Annotated in this window: 19 protein-coding genes and 2 pseudogenes; 12 read left to right on the forward strand and 9 right to left on the reverse strand. The window is 39.8% G+C overall.

What is annotated here, in order from left to right; all coding sequences use genetic code 11:
- Nucleotides 1-121 precede the first annotated feature (121 nt).
- The 3 genes and pseudogenes from AC1M87_RS02930 to AC1M87_RS02940 all read left to right on the forward strand — a co-directional run bounded on the left by AC1M87_RS02930 (nt 122) and on the right by AC1M87_RS02940 (nt 1,536).
- Nucleotides 122-736, forward strand: a complete 615-nt coding sequence (locus AC1M87_RS02930; protein ID WP_481592898.1) for a flavin-containing monooxygenase — start codon at nt 122-124, stop codon at nt 734-736.
- Nucleotides 655-1,242 (forward strand): annotated as a pseudogene (locus AC1M87_RS02935) (sigma 54-interacting transcriptional regulator); the annotation flags it as partial. The gene AC1M87_RS02930 and the pseudogene AC1M87_RS02935, both read left to right, overlap by 82 nt.
- On the forward strand, nt 1,243-1,536 hold the full coding sequence (locus AC1M87_RS02940; RefSeq protein WP_481593015.1) for a helix-turn-helix domain-containing protein: 294 nt from the start codon (nt 1,243-1,245) through the stop codon (nt 1,534-1,536).
- 32 nt (nt 1,537-1,568) lie between these two features.
- On the opposite strand, the gene mobR is transcribed toward AC1M87_RS02940, so the two are convergent.
- Complete coding sequence (gene mobR, locus AC1M87_RS02945) at nt 1,569-3,245, reverse strand: phenol degradation transcriptional regulator MobR (RefSeq protein ID WP_481592899.1); 1,677 nt, start codon at nt 3,243-3,245, stop codon at nt 1,569-1,571.
- Between the two features lie 356 nt (nt 3,246-3,601).
- On the opposite strand from mobR, the gene AC1M87_RS02950 reads away from it, so the two are divergent.
- From AC1M87_RS02950 to AC1M87_RS02975, 6 genes are all read left to right on the forward strand, one after another.
- Nucleotides 3,602-3,871, forward strand: a complete 270-nt coding sequence (locus AC1M87_RS02950) for a phenol hydroxylase subunit (RefSeq protein WP_481586697.1) — start codon at nt 3,602-3,604, stop codon at nt 3,869-3,871.
- 21 nt (nt 3,872-3,892) lie between these two features.
- Nucleotides 3,893-4,897, forward strand: a complete 1,005-nt coding sequence (locus tag AC1M87_RS02955) for an aromatic/alkene monooxygenase hydroxylase subunit beta (protein ID WP_481586630.1) — start codon at nt 3,893-3,895, stop codon at nt 4,895-4,897.
- 11 nt (nt 4,898-4,908) lie between these two features.
- Nucleotides 4,909-5,175 carry an MmoB/DmpM family protein gene (locus AC1M87_RS02960; protein WP_179998393.1) on the forward strand — a complete coding sequence of 89 codons (267 nt, stop codon included), beginning with the start codon at nt 4,909-4,911 and terminating at the stop codon, nt 5,173-5,175.
- A 62-nt stretch (nt 5,176-5,237) separates the two neighbouring features.
- Nucleotides 5,238-6,761 carry an aromatic/alkene/methane monooxygenase hydroxylase/oxygenase subunit alpha gene (locus tag AC1M87_RS02965; RefSeq protein WP_180102744.1) on the forward strand — a complete coding sequence of 508 codons (1,524 nt, stop codon included), beginning with the start codon at nt 5,238-5,240 and terminating at the stop codon, nt 6,759-6,761.
- A gap of 68 nt (nt 6,762-6,829) precedes the next feature.
- Nucleotides 6,830-7,192 (forward strand): phenol hydroxylase subunit P4, encoded by a 363-nt coding sequence (locus AC1M87_RS02970; protein WP_481592900.1) that lies wholly within the window; start codon nt 6,830-6,832, stop codon nt 7,190-7,192.
- Between the two features lie 11 nt (nt 7,193-7,203).
- A complete protein-coding gene (locus AC1M87_RS02975; RefSeq protein ID WP_481588462.1) occupies nt 7,204-8,265 on the forward strand; it encodes a 2Fe-2S iron-sulfur cluster-binding protein in 1,062 nt (353 codons plus the stop codon).
- Nucleotides 8,266-8,322: 57 nt separating this feature from the next.
- Here the strand turns inward: AC1M87_RS02975 and AC1M87_RS02980 are convergent, their stop codons facing one another.
- Together AC1M87_RS02980 and AC1M87_RS02985 are read right to left on the reverse strand one after the other, a co-directional pair.
- Nucleotides 8,323-8,928 carry an OmpW/AlkL family protein gene (locus AC1M87_RS02980; protein WP_481592901.1) on the reverse strand — a complete coding sequence of 202 codons (606 nt, stop codon included), beginning with the start codon at nt 8,926-8,928 and terminating at the stop codon, nt 8,323-8,325.
- Between the two features lie 268 nt (nt 8,929-9,196).
- Nucleotides 9,197-10,549, reverse strand: a complete 1,353-nt coding sequence (locus AC1M87_RS02985) for an amidohydrolase (RefSeq protein ID WP_481592902.1) — start codon at nt 10,547-10,549, stop codon at nt 9,197-9,199.
- Between the two features lie 206 nt (nt 10,550-10,755).
- Between AC1M87_RS02985 and AC1M87_RS02990 the strand changes: the two genes are divergently transcribed.
- Nucleotides 10,756-11,430 carry a hypothetical protein gene (locus AC1M87_RS02990; RefSeq protein ID WP_481592903.1) on the forward strand — a complete coding sequence of 225 codons (675 nt, stop codon included), beginning with the start codon at nt 10,756-10,758 and terminating at the stop codon, nt 11,428-11,430.
- Between the two features lie 137 nt (nt 11,431-11,567).
- Here AC1M87_RS02990 and ruvB read toward each other — a convergent pair whose 3' ends face one another.
- The 3 genes from ruvB to AC1M87_RS03005 form a co-directional block, all read right to left on the reverse strand.
- The gene (gene ruvB / locus AC1M87_RS02995) at nt 11,568-12,575 is read right to left on the reverse strand and encodes a Holliday junction branch migration DNA helicase RuvB (protein ID WP_035265728.1); all 1,008 of its coding nucleotides are present in this window, start codon (nt 12,573-12,575) and stop codon (nt 11,568-11,570) included.
- A gap of 11 nt (nt 12,576-12,586) precedes the next feature.
- A complete protein-coding gene (gene ruvA, locus AC1M87_RS03000; RefSeq protein WP_092766079.1) occupies nt 12,587-13,189 on the reverse strand; it encodes a Holliday junction branch migration protein RuvA in 603 nt (200 codons plus the stop codon).
- Between the two features lie 121 nt (nt 13,190-13,310).
- Nucleotides 13,311-14,651, reverse strand: a complete 1,341-nt coding sequence (locus tag AC1M87_RS03005; protein WP_481592904.1) for a deoxyguanosinetriphosphate triphosphohydrolase — start codon at nt 14,649-14,651, stop codon at nt 13,311-13,313.
- A gap of 427 nt (nt 14,652-15,078) precedes the next feature.
- Here AC1M87_RS03005 and sohB point away from each other — a divergent pair, with 427 nt between their 5' ends.
- Nucleotides 15,079-16,041, forward strand: a complete 963-nt coding sequence (sohB, locus tag AC1M87_RS03010; RefSeq protein WP_481592905.1) for a protease SohB — start codon at nt 15,079-15,081, stop codon at nt 16,039-16,041.
- A 53-nt stretch (nt 16,042-16,094) separates the two neighbouring features.
- On the opposite strand, the gene AC1M87_RS03015 is transcribed toward sohB, so the two are convergent.
- On the reverse strand, nt 16,095-16,736 hold the full coding sequence (locus tag AC1M87_RS03015) for a DUF2238 domain-containing protein (RefSeq protein ID WP_481592906.1): 642 nt from the start codon (nt 16,734-16,736) through the stop codon (nt 16,095-16,097).
- 162 nt (nt 16,737-16,898) lie between these two features.
- Between AC1M87_RS03015 and AC1M87_RS03020 the strand changes: the two are divergent.
- Nucleotides 16,899-17,138 (forward strand): annotated as a pseudogene (locus AC1M87_RS03020) (hypothetical protein).
- A 74-nt stretch (nt 17,139-17,212) separates the two neighbouring features.
- Here AC1M87_RS03020 and purB read toward each other — a convergent pair.
- Nucleotides 17,213-18,601 (reverse strand): adenylosuccinate lyase, encoded by a 1,389-nt coding sequence (purB, locus tag AC1M87_RS03025; RefSeq protein WP_481592907.1) that lies wholly within the window; start codon nt 18,599-18,601, stop codon nt 17,213-17,215.
- A 55-nt stretch (nt 18,602-18,656) separates the two neighbouring features.
- Nucleotides 18,657-19,388: a high frequency lysogenization protein HflD gene (hflD, locus tag AC1M87_RS03030; protein WP_092766084.1), complete on the reverse strand. Its 732-nt coding sequence runs from the start codon at nt 19,386-19,388 to the stop codon at nt 18,657-18,659.
- Between the last annotated feature and the right edge of the window lie 10 nt (nt 19,389-19,398).

The raw sequence follows: 19,398 nt of genomic DNA on the forward strand, positions 1-19,398 counted from the left end.
GAAAATAAATATTTTTATAAAAAACATATAGTTAAATTTTGGCATGCTCCTTGCGAAGTATCTGATGGCTTAGATAGGACATTTAAGCATAAGGATAATTTAAGAACACTGGAGACGTTTCATGGATAATTTAAATATTTTAACAAAAGGTGTGGACACCTTGGTGACGGTCGTTGGTGCAGGATTTACTGGACTTTATGCCTTATTCAAACTGCGTGATCAGATGAGAGTTCCAGTACGCGTATTTGAAAGTGCACCAGATGTCGGTGGAACTTGGTACTGGAATAATTATCCCGGTGCACGTTGTGATATTGAGAGTGCGCATTATTCCTATTCATTTGATGAAAAATTACAGCAAGAATGGACCTGGAGCGAGAAATTTGCAGCCCAGCCAGAAATTCTACGATATCTCAATCATGTGGCAGATCGCTTTGACCTGAGAAAGGACATTACCTTCAATACCAAAGTCACGTCTGTGGTCTGGAATGAACAAGAAAAATATTGGACAGTAACGACCAATCAGGGTGAAGTCATTAAATCTCGTTTCTTTATTTCTGGTGTAGGGACATTGTCCATGCCGAAAAAACCAGAATTCCCAGGTGTAGAAAACTTTAAAGGTCCAACACTGATTACCGGCAACTGGCCAAAACAACTGCGCGTGGTATCCATCAGAATAGTGCCCGTAAAGATAAAGAATTTGTCGCAATTAACTGTGCCTGTCTGCCAGAGCAACTGATTGAAGCGGAATTGTTTGGTAGTAATAAAGGCGCATTTACCGGGGCGACTGAAAACCGCTTTGGTAAATTTGAACGGGCAGATGGGGGCACCATTTTCCTGGACGAAATTATCGAGCTATCCCCTAAAGCGCAGGCGTCTTTGCTTCGTGTTTTGCAAACTGGAGAGTTTGAACGGGTGGGGGATACCAAGACCCGCAAGACCAATGTCAGGGTGGTGGTCGCTTGTAATGAAAGTCTGAAAAAAGCAGTAGATGAAGGACGTTTCCGCAGTGATTTATATTACCGGCTTGCCACTTATCCAGTATTAATCCCATCATTGAAAGAGCGTCGGGAAGACATTCATTTACTGCTGGAATATTATATTCGGTTCTTTGAAAAGCAGTACGAGAAGACCTTCAACGGATTTAGTGACCGGGTTTATGCTTTCTTCAACAGTTATGAGTGGCCGGGGAATATCCGCGAACTGCGAAATATTGTGGAACGGGCAGTGCTATTGTCCAATGATGTGTCATTGGACTTAGAAGACCTGATGTTGGAAGATAATGTAATTCAGAGCTTTGTTAGCCAGCATAAGCAGAAAGTGAATGGCATCAAAGGCATTGCTACTCAAAGTGATCTGGATCAGTTCATTGAAAATCTGATGCACAATTCAGAACAGTTAGATATTGAATATGTCGAAGCCACGATTTTACAAACAGCTTTGCAAAAGTATCGCGGCAACGTGTCGAAAGCCGCACGTTATTTGAATATGACACGAAGTGCACTGGAATACCGGTTAAAAAAGCACGCAGTAATATAAGTTGAGAGTATTTGGGTATGAAATATAGAGCCTTAGGATAAGGCCCTATATTTCTTTAAGCGATAATCCAATGTTGCCCGGCTAATGCCGAGTAAACGTGCTGCTTCGGAGACATTGTTCTGACTCTGTTGCATGGCTTGTACAATAATCTGCTGTTCGTAATGCTCCAATGAAAAGTCAGGAGTAAATAGTTCTGCAATTTTTTGTGAATTAAATGATTTGGAAGGGAATGTTTCCCGATAGCTATTTGCCTCAGCGGCTACAACATCGGGAAATAAATCGCGTAGTTTAACCTCTTGTTGATCATCTGTGAGTAGTGCTGCGCGTTCCAGTACATTCTCTAATTCACGGATATTGCCTGGCCAATTATAATTTATAAAGAAATGTTTGGCTTTGTCACTCAGTCCTTTAAATTTTTTGTCATATATATTTTCAAAGCGTTTAAGAAAATGACTGACCAGCAGGGGAATGTCCTCCCGCCGTTCGCGTAATGGCGGAATACGTACCGGAAAAATGTTTAGGCGAAAATACAGATCGGCACGGAATCGACCCTCTTTGACAGCTAATTCTAGATCTTCATTGGTAGCAGCTACCACTCTAACATCGACTTTTCGGGTCTGATAATCGCCTACACGCTCAAATTCACCTTCTTGCAGCATTCGTAATAAGGCTGCTTGGGCACGAGGGGATAACTCAGCCAGTTCATCCAGAAAAATCGTACCTTGATGGGCACGTTCAAATTTACCTATTCGTTGACTGACTGCTCCTGTGAAAGCCCCCTTTTCTACGCCAAAGAGCTCAGCTTCAATGAGGTCATGTGGGATACAAGCACAGTTAACTGCGATAAAAGGCTTATCTTTACGTGGACTTGCATAGTGAATACCTCGTGCAAAAGCCTCCTTACCAACACCTGTTTCCCCAGACAGGAGTACGGCCACTTTACTGCCAGCCGCTTTTTTGAGGAGGTCACAGACATTGCGGTAAGCCGCAGATTCTCCGACCGCATTAAACATGCTGTAGTCGACCTCGGCACGAGTATAAATATCGTGTTTTAGCTGATTCAATTCAGCGCGTAATGCAATGATTTCGTCCGATATAGGGTCAGGAGACATAAATTGTACAAGTTTTTCAGCATTTTCCCATTCAGTTAAGGGTTTACCAATGATCCGACAATGATCATGACCTTGGGCAATACATTGGGTTTCCTGATAAATAATGGTTTGTCCCATGACATAGCTGCTATATCCACAGGCATAACCAAGTTGTAGCCAGCAAGCAGGTTCATCGGATTTACCAAACTCGCTCAGGTGAACTTCACCTTCAAAGGAATGTCGCCAGTTAAAGTCGGCATAGAACTCATGGTTGCGATGGCTCAGCTGAAGTGTATTGACTTCGACCTGTACCATCCCACGAATACCATGCATTTGTGGTCCTGCCATAAAAGCCTCTGTTTCATTGAGGTCTGGACGAAGTTGTGCAGTGGCTTCGGCATCTCGCATACCAGCCTGATAACCACAACGAATAAAGAACCTTTTGGCTGGCTCATAACCCAGCATATCGTGCAAGTCTTTGCGTAGAAAACCAAAAATATCGGTATGTAGCAACAACATACGATTTTCTTCAAACCAAATCTGACCATGAGCGGCATCGAACTTAATCCGGTCAATCAGGTCCTGAATATCTTGTTGTGGCTTCAAAAATGGCTGCATGCGCAATGTCCTTCATTTTATTCTGTGCTCAATATCCTATGAAGCACTTTTTCATTACTTGTGTACTAATAACGAACTCAAAATTTATACATATCATCATACTGTACATAAAGTGCATGAAAATGCCAGATGGATATTTATAAAAAAAAGAGTTGAAAATAGTCTTTCATCATTTGATAAATATTTTTTTAATTGTGTTCATCATTTGATGAAATCAAAATTCAAAAAAAGACATTAAATACAATAAATATTATATAAATCAATTTCTTAAAAAGTTGGCACACTAATTGATATATGTATGTGGAAGGAAGTTTGTCCAGCAAGAAGGATTCTTAGTCATGACAAATCAAATAGGGATGCCACAACTCACCAAATATATCCGGGTGACGGGTGACCGTAATGCCAAATTTGTTGAATTTGATTTCGCTATTCACGATCCAAGTCTGTTTGTCGAACTGGTGCTACCTCGTGAAGCTTTTATACAGTTTTGTGAGACCAATCAAGTCGTCGAGATGACTGAAGAACAGAAAACCAGAAATGATGAGGAAGAAGAAAAATGGCGCTATGGGACTGAAGTCACTTTAGTCAATGCACAGCGATATATCCCAGATCAAGAAGATCTTTAGAAATAGCTTAAGGAGATAGCCATGTCACTTGAAATTAAAACATCTAGTATTGAACCAATACGCCAGAGTTACGCCTACATTGAACGCCGTTTTGGCAATAAACCTGCAACCCGCTATCAGGAAGTCAGTTTTGATATTCAGGCTGAAACCAACTTCCATTACCGACCATTATGGAAACCTGAGAAAACACTGAATGATAAAACGCATACAGCTATTGTGATGCAGGACTGGTATGCATTTAAGGATCCTCGTCAGTTTTATTATGGGACATATGTGCAACATCGCGCCCGTTTACAAGATACTGCCGAAGCTAATTTTAACTTTTTTGAGAAGCGTCAGCTGGCTGTACATATTTCTGAAGAAGTCCGTGAAAAAGTAATCACGTTGTTTATTCCATTCCGTCATTTGGAGCAAACCGCCAACCTGCACATGATGTCAGGAAGTGCTTATGGTTATGGCACGGTACTAACCCAAGCATGTATTTATGCAGCGATGGACCGACTCGGGATGGCGCAGTATATCTCTCGTGTGGGTTTGGCTTTAGATGGGGGAACTGGTGAATCACTCGCACCTGCAAAACAAGCATGGATGAACGATACAGCTTGGCAAGGTTTACGCAAGCTATGTGAACAGAGCCTGACAGAACAAGACTATTTCAAGCTGTTTTTATTACAAAACCTAGTGATAGATAGTTTTATGTCTGAACTGGTCTATACCCAATTTGATCAATGGTTAGCAGATCACCAAGCTCGTGATTTGGCAATGCTCACCGAGTTTATGCAAGAAGCCTTAACAGATCTGCGCAAATGGTCAGACAGCGTACTCAAAACAGCGGCAGCAGAATCAATTGAAAATAAACAATTGTTAAGTCAATGGCTGGCGGAATACCTACCCGAAGTCAAAGCGGCATTTACACCTTGGGCAGAACAAGCATTATCTGCAGGTGCCATTGAACTCGCTGAAAAAAAACTGCTGGAGCGCAGTAAAAAAATTGGAATAGATCTCGAACAAGTGGCACAGGCTTAAGGAGAAGCAGCATGTCTAAAGTGTATTTGGCATTACAAGATAACGATACCTCACGTTACATCATTGAAGCGATTGAAGAAGATAATCCTGACGCCACCATTCAGTATTTACCTGCCATGATTCGCGTAGAAAGTGAGAAAGGGCTGATTGTTCGTGCGGAAACGGTTTCGGAAAAATTGGGCCAAGAATGGGATATTCAATCTTTGCAGCTCAACATGATCACGTTGGGCGGCAACGTTGAAGAAGATGACGATACGTTCCGTCTACACTGGAATTAAAAAAAGTAAGCGTCAATGTGCCGCATTGAAGCGGTATATCAAAAGAATAAAGGACCTCAGGTATGAATTCTAAAATTAATGCAATTGGCAAAAAACTGAATGCCAAAGACCGTTACCGTGCACTCACGCGTGATCTGGACTGGGAGTTTTCCTATGCAGACCGTAAAGAAGCATTTCCTTATGAAGAATTTGAAGGCATTAAAATTACGGATTGGTCGAAATGGGAAGATCCATTCCGCCTAACCATGGATGCCTACTGGAAATATCAAGCGGAAAAAGAGAAAAAGCTCTACGCAATTTTTGATGCTTTTGCACAAAATAATGGTCAGTTGAATGTCACCAACGAACGCTATTTAAATGCCATTAAACTGTTTTTAACTGCTGTAACGCCATTGGAATATCAAGCCTTCCAAGGTTATGCCCATGTAGGACGTCAGTTCAGTGGTGTTGGTGCACGTATTGCGTCCCAAATGCAGTCCATTGATGAATTGCGTCATGTGCAAACGCAGATTCATGCGATGAGCCATTACAACAAATTCTTTGATGGCTTCCAAGATTGGTCACACATGCATGACCGCGTTTGGTATTTATCTGTACCTAAATCATTCTTTGAAGATGCGCGTTCTGCAGGCCCATTTGAATTCTTACTGGCTATCAGTTTTGCCTTTGAATATGTGTTGACCAACTTGCTGTTTGTACCCTTCATGTCTGGTGCTGCCCATAACGGTGATATGGCAACCGTCACATTCGGCTTTAGCGCGCAGTCAGATGAAGCGCGTCATATGACACTAGGACTGGAAATTGTCAAATTCCTACTGGAACAGCATGAAGACAACGTGCCGATCGTACAGGAGTGGATTGATAAATGGTTCTGGCGTGGCACTCGATTACTATCAATTGTCGGCATGATGATGGATTACATGCTGCCAAACAAAGTTATGTCATGGAAAGAAGCATGGGAAACTTATTTTGAAGAAGCGGGTGGGGCGCTCTTTAAAGACCTGAGCCGCTACGGCATTCGTATGCCTAAATATTCTGAAGTCATTGAAAAAGAAAAAGAGCACGTCTCGCATCAAGCATGGTGGATTTTCTATAACTTTGGTCATGCGGCTGGCTTCCACACTTGGATTCCAACCGATGAAGAAATGGATTGGTTATCAGAAAAATATCCAGACACGTTTGACAAATATTACCGTCCACGTTGGGAGTTAGCACGCAAGATGGAAGCGGAAGGTAAACGTTTCTATAGTGCGGGCTTGCCACAGCTGTGCCAAATCTGTCAGGTACCGATGACCTTTACTGAAATGGATGGTGATCAGACCATGTTCAGTTACCGCAGCAGTGTCTATAAGGGTGAGCGTTATCACACTTGTTCAGATGGTTGCCATGACATTTTCGAGCGTGAACCAGAGAAATATGTACAAGCTTGGTTGCCAGTGAACCAAATTCTACAAGGCAACTGTGGTGGCCCTGATCTGGAAGTGATGTTGCGCGAATATTACCGCTTTAATGTCGGTGCAGACAACTTAGACATTGAAGGCTCTCCAGATCAGGTACGTTGGAAAAAATGGAAAGGTGTGGCGTAAGTCACGAGCTGGGGATAGTCCTAAAATGGGCTATCCAGCTTACTCATGGAGTTTAGGAGTTTAGGGATATGCCAGTAAAAGCAATTAACAACCAATATGATTTTGAACCGCGTGATCTACAAAAACATTATGGCGACAACATTCTGATTTATGTGGGATGGGATCATCACACCTTATACTGTGCGGCACATGCCATGTTGGCATCTCCACAGCAAAGCTTTCAGGATTTAATTGATCAACAGATACAAGGTGGTTTCAACCAACATCCTGAATTTACTGAAATTGATTGGTCAAAAGTCGAATATTTGTTAGATGGTCAGTCGTTCCAACCGAAACTGGATCAAAGCTTGGCAAGTCAAAATATTGGTCATAAATCACTATTGCGCTTCATTACACCTGGGCTGGATGGTTACCAGCATCGTCATGTTTAAGGAGCGCTGAAATGAGTTATCAAGTCACGATTGAACCGATTGGAACCACCATTGAAGTCGAAGAAGATCAAACCATTTTGGATGCAGCATTACGTCAGGGTGTATGGCTTCCATTTGCCTGTGGTCATGGCACCTGCGGTACCTGTAAAGTGCAGGTGACAGATGGATATTATGATGTTGGTGAAGCTTCTCCATTTGCATTAATGGACATTGAGCGTGAAGAAAATAAAGTTCTAGCATGTTGCTGCAAACCAGAATCAGATATGGTCATTGAAGCTGATGTTGATGAGGATGAAGACTTCCTTGGTTATCTAGTCGAAGATTTTCAGGCTGAAGTGATTGAGATCAAAGATCTCTCACCGACAATTAAGGGCGTACGTCTAGCTTTAGACCGTCCAATGCAATTCCAAGCTGGGCAATATATCAATATACAATTCCCTGGAATTGAAGGTACACGCGCTTTTTCAATCGCCAATTCCCCAAGTGAGGAAGGTATTGTTGAATTACATATCCGCCAAGTACCGCGTGGCGCAGCGACTACTTATGTCCATGAATCATTAAAGACTGGCGACCAGCTAGAAATTTCCGGACCGTATGGACAATTCTTTGTACGCAAGTCTGATACGAAGGATGTGATTTTTATTGCAGGTGGTTCGGGCCTATCTAGCCCTCAATCAATGATTCAAGATTTATTAGAACAAGGTGATAACCGTACCATTTATTTATTCCAAGGTGCACGTGATGTTGCAGAACTGTATAACCGTGAAATATTTGAAGGTTGGGTAAAACAATATCCGAATTTCCGTTATATACCAGCCTTGAATGCCCCGAAGCCCGAAGACCAATGGGATGGATTTACCGGATTTGTACATGAAGCCGTAGCAGATTATTTTGAAAATAAATGTTCTGGTCATAAAGCTTATTTGTGCGGTCCACCACTCATGATTGATGCTGCGATTTCCACGTTAATGCAAAGTCGTCTGTTTGAACGAGATATTCATACAGAACGCTTTCTCAGTGCGGCCGATGGCGCATCGGATCAATCACGTTCAGCACTATTTAAACATATCTAAGTGCCTGATAGGTGAACATAAAAAACAGCCAAATGGCTGTTTTTTTTATTGAATGATTTAAAAATGATAAGCCAGTGTAAGGCTGTAGAGACTTGGATCAATTTTGAGATTACCTGCATCCGCACTATTGATTTTCACAACGCTGTCTACTTTGACATAACGATAATCAAAACCTAGACTAATTTTATTATTGATGAAATATTCTAGGCCGGCGTTAAACGCGATGCCATGTGAATTGGACAGATCAACATCTGAACCATCTGTACTGTCAGTATCATAAAAATAGACATAGTTGTAACCGATGCCTAGATAAGGATTGATATTACCTTTAGGTTTGAAATGGTACTGGAGACTCAAGGTGGGTGGCAGATATTTGGTGCTGCCTAGTTTGACTCCATCACCATAAAAATTATGTTGTGGCGGGATACCAGCTAATAAATCTAGGCTGATGTTGTCACTGAGGAATAGCCCCATGGCTAGGGTTGGTCGATAACTTTCACCAATTGAGGTTTCAACACTGTTAAATAACAGGCCAGGATGTGTGTCTGCTTCAATCTGGGTAATACCAAAGCGCAGATACTTGCCATGCGAAAGTAAAGGTGAGGCAGAAATTGCGGTGCTTACCGTTAAGGCCAAACTGGTACAGAGTATTGTTTTTTTCATCAAATTTATTCCTTTAAATATAGTCAATTTCATTACTTTGAAATTGATTAGGAATATTGCAATAGTTGTACCATGTTTATTTTTTAAAAAAATCAATCACTTGTTTGTTTTTTAGATTTGTGGGTTTCATCATTTCATTTATTAGATAAAAAGTACGAGTGAAATTTAATGAAATAATGAAATTTGCATTTCAATAAAATATGTATTTGAGAAGAGTCAAGAATTATCGTTCTAGACTCTCCTTAATTCAACTTACCATTAAAATGATTTAAACCTTATTGTGTGTTTTTATCCAGTCTTTTTGAACTTGTTGTGCAATAGTCGGATAGTCCATCACAAAACGAATGTGGCTTTCAACGCCAGTTTTTAATGTCGCATCATCTACAATAAATTGAGGGTTATGATTGGGTGCAGCCTTACTCATCTCTTGATCTTGAGGTGTTGCACCAATGAAAATGAACAATGAAGGCATAAGTTGACCATAATAGGCAAAGTCTTCACTTGCACTCGCATTGTTCTCGAGCACATGTAATTTATCTTCGCCATGAACTTTCGCAAGTGATGGCGCGATCAGTTGAGTTAGTGTTTTATCGTTCGTGGTGACGGGGGCATAAGCGGCAATTTCTACTTTGGTTTTTACGTCATTTGCATGAGCATTATGTTCGATGAGCTTTGGTAAATCCTTGAGAATATTCTGGCGGACTTCTTCATTATTTGATCGAATCGTGCCAACCATATTGACTTGCTCTGGTATCACATTTCCTACCGTTCCACCTTGGATACTGCCAATACTGATTGCCCCCATACCTTTGGTTAAATCTGCACGACGGCTGATCAAACTCTGCATATTACTAATCATTTGAGATGAAGCGTAAATGGGATCGCGTCCAAGCCATGGCATAGAACCATGAACTTGTTTTCCACTGACCTGAATGCGCAAGTGATCTGCACTGTTTAAAATAGTGCCATCTTTATAAAAAATATGACCACTTGGCATACCTGCCATAACATGCATACCGAAGATCACTTCAGGCTTAGGATTTTTTAAAGCCCCATCTGCAATCATCTTACGTGAACCAATTTGATCACCATGGCTAAAGTTATCAATATCTGCTCCACCTTCTTCAGCTGGTTGGAAGACAAACACAACAGTACCTGCAATTTTATCTTTATTTTCCGAAAGCACTTTTGCAGCGCCGAGTAACATTGCTGTGTGAGCATCATGTCCACAGGCATGCATCACTGGCGTTTCTTTACCTTGATAGATTGCCTTTGCCTTACTCGCAAAAGAAAGTCCTGTTTTTTCCTCAATCGGTAATGCATCCATATCTGCACGTAATGCCATCACTGGGCCAGGTTTTGCACCTTTAAGAATTCCGATTACACCTGTTTTGGCATAGCCTGTGCGGACTTCAATTCCATATTTTTTTAATTCTTTTTGAACCAGAGCCGAGGTTTTAAATTCCATATTGCCGAGTTCGGGATGTTGGTGAATGTGCTGTCTTAATTTGATGGTATGTTGTTCAACAGCGTTCACACCGTCATCAACCCAATCTGCAAAACTCAAGGTTGAACAAAGGGGCAAGATGGTACAAGCAGAAAATAGCCTAAGTGAAATCATGAACACAATGTCCTAAAAATCCAAAAGTTTTAGGAGCTTCTCATTCACTTCCGATAGTTGCAAAACTTAACAGGTATATCGAAATACATGAAAAGTATAGTGAACATGAAGCATTGATTTTTAATGCTTTATCCATAGATTTAAAGTTGTTATTATTTGTAAATTATTCATTTTAAATAATTATTTTAATAGTTGTGGGGGAGTTAATGAGTGTTGAAGAAGAACTAAAGCATAATCAAGATGTCATGATTCAACTGCCGTGGACTGTTCCACAGCAGCCGTTATTAATGACACAAATTCAGGTTGACCCTGAAACAAAGAAAATTCCACTCGATATAAAACATTCAACTGATACGACAGCGATTTGGATTACTGGATTATCATTTATCGTGACAGCATTCATTGTATATATGTCCACAAAGCAACAGATAAAAGCGAACAGAGAGTTAATAGAGAGTCAAAAAGATCATTTTGAAAAAGAATTAGTATTTAAAAACAAACAAGTTATAACTCAAAATTTTATTCAATATGCTTCGAAATTCATTAGTGGACAAGCAAATCTTATTATAAAACTAAGAGACTTTGGGGTATTTTACGGTTCTATTAGTGAAAAGGAAAAATTGGATCGAACTACACATGTGGGGCAGATATATCAAGAGTTAAGAGATATCTCAAATCAAGTTTTACAAGATTATCATGTCTTAGAGTTATTTTTATTGAATAAAGGACGTTCAATCACCAATTTAGAAGTAAAAAATAGACTGTTTTTTAACTTATTATGGAGATATTTAGAAATTTTATTAGATGAGCCTAAATCAGAGTCATGGTTGAAAAAAGAGGACATAACACTTAGTGATCTGTTAGAACATAGGGAATTTTAAAATATAGGAAGTGAGCTTAAAAAGAATTTAGGTGAAGATAATATTACAATTTACTTGCTGCTAAATGAGTTAAGTAGACAGATTAGCAAATTAATTAAAGCCGAATTAAAAAAGCAGCCTAAGCTGCTTTTTATAAATCACTTCTCTTTCGGTTCAGGTGGTGTCATCCCAAACTGCAAATACGCCTGATTTGTTGCAATACGACCACGTGCGGTACGCATCACATAACCTTGCTGAATCAAGTAAGGTTCAATCACATCTTCCAGCGTGCCTGAATCTTCTGCCATTGCCGCTGCTAGAGCTTCAACACCTGCAGGACCACCATCAAAACGTTCTAATAACATGGATAAATAACGGCGGTCGAGTGTATCTAAACCATCCTTGTCCACATTCAACATATCAAGCGCACGTTGCGCCATTTCTTGTGTGACCTCACCTGTACCTTTCACTTGAGCATAGTCACGTACACGACGCAGTAAACGGTTTGCGATACGAGGCGTACCACGAGAACGACGAGCCACTTCCTTCGAACCAGCTTCAGTGATTGGAACATCCATCAGATTTGCAGAACGAGTCACGATATGGGTCAAATCTTCAACTGAATAAAACTCTAATCGCTGGACGATACCAAAACGATCTCGAAGCGGAGAGGTCAATAAACCTGCACGAGTAGTCGCAGCGACTAAAGTGAATGGCGGTAAATCCAACTTAATTGAACGCGCAGCAGGACCTTCACCAATCATAATATCCAGTTGGTAATCTTCCATCGCGGGATAAAGGATTTCCTCGATCACTGGAGAGAGACGGTGAATCTCATCAATAAATAAGACATCACCTTCTTCTAAGTTAGTGAGCATTGCTGCCAAATCACCAGCACGCTCTAACACAGGTCCTGAGGTGGATTTGAGATTACCACCCATTTCACGCGCGATAATATTGGCAAGTGTGGTTTTACCTAAACCCGGAGGACCAAAAATCAAGGTATGGTCTAAAGCTTCACCACGTCCACGAGCTGCACCAATGAAAATTTCCATCTGCTCACGCACAACAGGCTGACCAATATAATCATCTAATGATGTTGGTCGAATGGCACGATCAAAATGATCTTCTGGTTTTTCAGAACCACTGATAATACGGTCTTGCATAATATGAGATCTTATTTATTCATCGATTTTAAAGCAGCACGGATAATATCGGATGCCTCAGTGAAGTCACTTTTAACGGTATTGACTAACTTTTGTGCTTCTAGTGGCTTGTAACCTAATGACTGTAAAGCAGCTTCAGCCTCAGCGACAGCAGAGTTACCCGTAAACTGAATTTGCGCTGTTGTAGAGTTTGATGTAGATGGCTGAGCTGCAAGCGCTTTAAAGCGATCTCGAAGTTCAATCATCAAACGCTCTGCAGTCTTTTTACCAACACCTGGAACTTTGACTAAAGTGTTTACATCTTCATGTTCAACGGTATGAATGAGCATGTCTACGCTGAGTGTTGAGAGAATACCCAATGCCATTTTGGGACCAACGCCGTTCACTTTAAGTAAAGTGCGGAAAATACTTTTTTCTTGTGCGTTGGAAAATCCATACAGTAATTGGGCATCTTCACGTACAGCCAAATGCGTCCACAATGTGACTTTTTGTCCTTTCTGTAATTGGCAAAATGTTGAAAGAGGTGTATCAACCTCATAGCCAACACCATTTACATTCAATAAAACTGTTGGTGCTTCTAAAGCAAGCACTTCACCAATAAGACATCCAATCATTCAATTATTTCACTTATTTGTCGATGTTAAATTCACTATGTCAGCATAGTAGTGTTCATTGCTTCAGAACGCAAAATCAAAAAACACTTTATGCTCTTTTCCTGAACACTAAATTTAAGTTTTATAAAAATCCAACTTTATTCCCTTGAAGTTCCTGTGCCAAATGATAAGCCTGATGATCTGAAAATTTTGAGATCACATCTAAGACTTGCATGATATTGTCATAGTGATCATCACTAAAACGAACACCTAAGCCTGAGATAATAGACAGTAAACGTCCTTCCTTAAAGTTATGAATTTTATTGGGTGTCGTAAGCGGAATAAATGCATCTAGTATGTGCTGTAAGCTTTGATGTGCAATGATTTCTAAACCAGATTTTTGAGGGTGCTCAAAGATTTTCTCCCGCGCTAAATTCTTTGCACAATCAATTCCTGCTTCGATATCGGGCGAACAATATTGGAGCAAACTACCTTTAAGCTGTCCTGACAAAATTTCAAAATGATGTTTAGTAAAAGCGGAAGTGACTTCATCAACCAAGCGTTTCATCACACGACCACGCAATGCTGCAATCTTTTGTTGCCACGTGGTGTATGGCATTGCAAGTTCAGCAGGCGTGCCATAGTCACCGAGCAGATTTAAAAAAATAGGTTCGACTTGCTCATAGCTGAGCATGTTAAGAATAATGCCATCTTCTAAATCGATCAGGGCATAACAAATATCATCGGCTGCTTCGAGTAAATAGGTGAGTGGATGGCGACAGAAATGATATTCACCATATTGTATAAGACCTAATTGGTGACCAATTTGTTGCAAAATTTCTTTTTCAGATTGATAGCAACCAAACTTAGCTCGTTTACTGGCAGGCGTATTTCCCTGAGAGTCGATGGGTTTAGAAAGCCATGGGTACTTTAAGTAAGCTCCTAAGGTTGCGTAAGTGAGGCGCATTCCACCGTCATTAGGGTGATAGTCAATTTTCGTGAGTAGACGAAGACCTTGAGCATTGCCCTCAAACTGGCGAACATCGGCCTGCTGTTCAGGGGTTAAACTCGATAAAAAATCGCCGTGTGATGCATCATCAAACCATTCACGAATAGCGTACTCACCTGCATGACCAAAAGGAGGATTACCAATATCGTGTGCAAGACAAGCTGCTTGAATAATTGCACCGACATCTGCAGGAGAGATCCACATAGGTAACTCATCACGAATTTTTTCAGCTGCCAGCATTCCCAAAGAGCGTCCGATGCAAGAAACTTCAAGGGAATGTGTTAGACGCGTATGAATGCCATCATGTTGAGTCAGGGGGTGAACTTGAGTTTTACGGTTAAGTTGCCTAAAACTCTGAGAAAAAATAATACGATCGTAATCTTTATGGAAGGGGCTACGTGCTTGTTCTGTATTTTGTTTTGAACTACCAAATCGAACTGTTGATAACAGTTCCAGCCAACGCATTTGAGTCATTTATCATTATTCATCATTACTGTATGGAACCATCATGCCAAAAAAATAGTGAAAAATATATGCTGACACGACATAATTTGGCGCATTGAAAATGCATTTCAGAAAAGTTTAAGAAGTAAAATAATGGGTATTAAGATATTGATTTTAAGAATTATTCTTCAAATATAATTCAATTTATTCACTCTCAAATCATATAAGAGTCTCTAATTGATTATAAAGATAGATATCAATCATGAGATGATGCGTGGATGCTCATCGGTTCGATAATTTTTAACGAATTAGTATACATAACGTATCTACTTTTTATGCCGATTGTTGATCAAATTGATCCTATGATTGGCAGAACATTTCAATAAAGCTATTGAAATTTGTCTATTTTGACCTCATGTTATCCTCATAAAGATGAATTATAGAGATGTGAATTTATATGTTATTTCATTTGCCGAAACTTCCTGCCGAAATTCGAGTCACTCACTTAAATGCGCGTATTAATGAACAACGAAAAAAAATTGCGCAAAGTACTGCATCTAAACTTGAACTTCTGCAGTTGTCTCAGCAGTTTTCAAAAGAAGCACGCACGCGTAAAAAGAATAATCAGAAAGTATATGTAATTGATTTTAAAGGTGACATGGCAGCTTCAGCTGTAGAGAATCTTCGTGAAGAAATTACTTTGATTTTGGCGACTGCTAAAGCAGGGCGTGATCGTGTCATAGTTCGTTTGGAAAGTCCAGGTGGGATGGTACATGGTTATGGACTTGCGGCTGCTCAATTGGTGCGTCTGCGCGATGCTGGTTTTCATTTAACCATTTGTGTTGATAAAGTCGCAGCAAGTGGTGGATATATGATGGCATGTATCGGTAACGAAATTATTTCTGCTCCATTTGCAGTGATTGGTTCAATTGGCGTTGTTGCTCAAGTGCCTAATTTTAATCGTTTACTTAAAGAACATAATGTTGATTTTGAGCTTTATACTGCGGGTCAATATAAACGTACCGTGACCATGTTTGGTGAAAATACGGAAGAGGGTAAAGCAAAGTTTGAAGAAGAGTTGCAACAAACGCATGCATTGTTCAAGCATTTTGTTGAAAAATATCGTCCACAGTTAAATGTTGAAAAAGTAGCAACAGGTGAACATTGGTACGGTCAAGATTCATTAGATTTGAATTTGGTTGATAAGCTTCAAACCTCGGATGAGTATTTATTAAGTTTATTGACAGTGCATGATGTTTACTTGATTCAAACTCGCCGTAAACCTACCTTAAGTGAGAAATTAGGACTGCAAGCGGCACAAATGGCGGACAGTTTGATTCCTGCTGTGATGAATAAAGTTATGGACACTTTAGTCAAAACTAATGCGAACTTAGTGCAACTACGTGATCCTAAACTTTAAATTCGATGAAATAAAAAAAAGCTAATCTAATGATTGGCTTTTTTTATGATTTATCATTTGTATGGTCGAGAGTCTAATTTTCGATATAACATCACTATTCCTGTGATCATGGACCCAAGTGTTGCGAACAGCATATCTTTATGGGCATCCCAAATATCACCTTGTTGACCATTATAATTTTCTGCTGCCTTAGGGGAAAGATTAATTGCAATCAACCATTCAATCCATTCGTAAATGAGACTGGTGGCCATGACAAACTGAACAACAATAAGAAAAAGTACTCGTTCAGATAATTGGGGTAAATAGAATTGAATGATCCTCAGGAAAAAAGGATAGAGAAGTAGACCATAGGCAAAATGGACCAAGCGATCATACATATTTCGCTCCCAACCCATCTGTGCATTTAAATCTATGCCGAAGTTGTGCATCAACCATTCATTATAGGGAACATACGAATATAAATAGTGTGCCCCAAAAATATGAATGATCAGGAATCCAATATAGAGAGAAAATGCGGTAAAACTCAAACCAACTTTCTTTTGTATATAGATCAAAAACACCAGCATTAAAGCTGTGCCAAGTTGATGTAAGCCATAAGAAGCATATTCAAGAAGCTTTATACTTGCCAAGATGAGCACCATTATGAAAATGAAGAATACAAGGTGGTGTTTAGGAGTAAATTTTTTGTAGTGCATTTTGTTATATGTTGATTTGATTAATTTCTTCATATGATTGTAATGGATCACTCCTGAGAATAAGCTGCAGATCGCATTATTTTTATAAATAGTTGTTTATATCAATAGCTCATTGCAATCATGGATGATCAGTTAGAATATGATTTATTTTGAGTCTTCATTATGACGGTATCAGCTGCTTTTCTTGCACAGCAAAATGCATATTTTCACTATGAGTTTGAAGAGCTTACTCTGAATGACTTTCCTGAAGAGATCTCAGTATCACTTCGAGGAATGATGTTTAGGCATGACATTTAATATGCTCAAGTGACTCATTATATTTACTATAGCGATGTTTTAACTGGTGATGAATTAGAAAAGCTCAGAACTGACTTTATACGTTACTGCCCTGATGAAGCATGATTTTTATTGAAACATTTGATGAGTCTCATACAAAAAAAGCGAAGCCTAAGCTTCGCTTTTTTATTCAATACTATTTAGATTTTAGCAATCAAATCTTTAATTTGTTTCGCCTGCTCAGCAGCATTACCTGTATAAGATGCAGGTGTCATTTCAGCAAGACGTGCACGATCTGCTGCAGGAACAGTTTCTAATTCGTTACCATTTACAAAATTCACCATCATTTCGCGAGTCATTGCTTGACCACGAGTAAGGGCTTTAAGTTTTTCGTATGGTTTTTCAACGTTATAACGACGCATTACTGTTTGGATTGGTTCAGCAAGAACTTCTTGAGCGTTGTCTAAGTCTTCAAGAATACGGTCGGCATTCAATTCAAGTTTGCCCACACCTTTCAAGCAAGCTTCAAATGCGATCAAGCTTTGTGCAAAACCAACGCCCATGTTACGAAGAACAGTAGAGTCAGTTAAGTCACGCTGCCAGCGAGAAATTGGGAGCTTTTCACCAAGGTGAGCAAGGACTGCATTAGCAATACCCAAGTTACCTTCAGAGTTTTCAAAGTCGATTGGGTTCACTTTGTGTGGCATTGTTGAAGAACCAACTTCACCTTCTTTTAATTTTTGTTTGAAGAAACCAAGAGAGATATAACCCCAAACATCACGGTTGAAATCGATGAGGATTGTGTTGAAACGACGAAGCGCATCAAACAATTCAGCCATGTAGTCGTGCGGCTCAATTTGAGTTGTATACGGGTTAAACGTGAGACCTAAAGATTCAACAAATGCTTGCGAGTGAGCAGGCCAGTTAATTTCAGGGTAAGCAGAAAGGTGAGCATTATAGTTACCTACCGCACCATTGATTTTACCTAGAAGCTCAACATTGTTGAATTGTTTGATTTGGCGTGCAAGACGGTATGCCACGTTCGCCATTTCTTTACCCAATGTTGTTGGGCTTGCAGTTTGACCATGTGTACGAGACAACATTGGTTGGTCAGCGTGTTTTTCTGCAAGTGCAACAATTGAGTCCACAATTTGTTGCATAGACGTAGCTAGTACTTCACGACCACTTTTCAGCATGAGTGCATGAGACAAGTTGTTGATGTCTTCAGATGTACAAGCAAAGTGAATGAATTCACCCGCATTTTTAAGTTCATCAATGTTTGCAATTTTCTCTTTTAAGAAATATTCAACCGCTTTTACATCATGGTTGGTTGTGCGTTCGATTTCTTTGATACGGTTAGCATCGTCTTCAGAGAAATTTGCAACGATTGCATCTAAAGCTGCATTTGTTTCGTTAGAAAAAGCTGGCACTTCAGTAATTTCTGGGCGATTTGCAAGTGCTTGTAACCAGCGCACTTCAACAGTCACACGAGCATGGATTAAACCAAACTCAGAGAGGAAAGGGCGCAAAGCATCACATTTGCTTGCATAGCGACCATCTAATGGAGAAAGTGCGGTTAAAGCGTTCATAGCAATTCCTTAAACTTTGGAATGAAACGTAAAACAGAACTCGATATACATCAGGTTAAACCACCTGAAACTGTAAACGAGCGAGATCTTGAATATCTTTCAGTAACTTGCGTTTGGTGAAGATCATGCTCCATGAACTTCCACCTGACTGACGCCATAAATGCGCCATCTGTAAACCTGTAAACAATGAAGCACGAATACGATTGGTGTGCGAAGAATCCTTAAAAGCTTCTGCATTGCCTTTCACCATAATGCGAGGATTAATCTGTCCTGCAGTTTCGACATAGGTTTGAGCAAGGTTTGCAAGAATACTTGGATGTAGATAATTATGATCAAAAAAGGAGAGTTGTTTTAGTATTTTTTCTTGTGATTTTTCAATAATTTCAACGAATTTTGGGTTGCTATATACTTTCTTTTCTAAATGTAATAATGCCATTGCATAGGACATTGGAAGTTTTGCATTGGCAAATTTAGGTATTCTTGATTTTGGTGCAGTATTGAATGGTTGGGTGATGCTACTTTCTAATGTTTTTAATCCCAGAGAAATATCTGCAAGCTGGTTAAAAAAATCTAAGGTTTGACAATTCTTATTGGAAGTAGGGCGAATATTTAAACTCGCCTTAATTAATTGTTCTAAATAGAAGTTACCGTTTTCGCCAATATTTTGTCGACCTGCAATGGCTGTCATATGTGTCAGCTGAGTCGATTGAAATACTGCTGCCAAAGCCAAAGCTCTGTTTTGACGATCATTCAGAGTCTGAAGCTGCTGGAACGGTAACTCTGTCATGCCTGAAAAT

The sequence above is a fragment of the Acinetobacter sp. 24-47-62 genome (assembly GCF_056779765.1).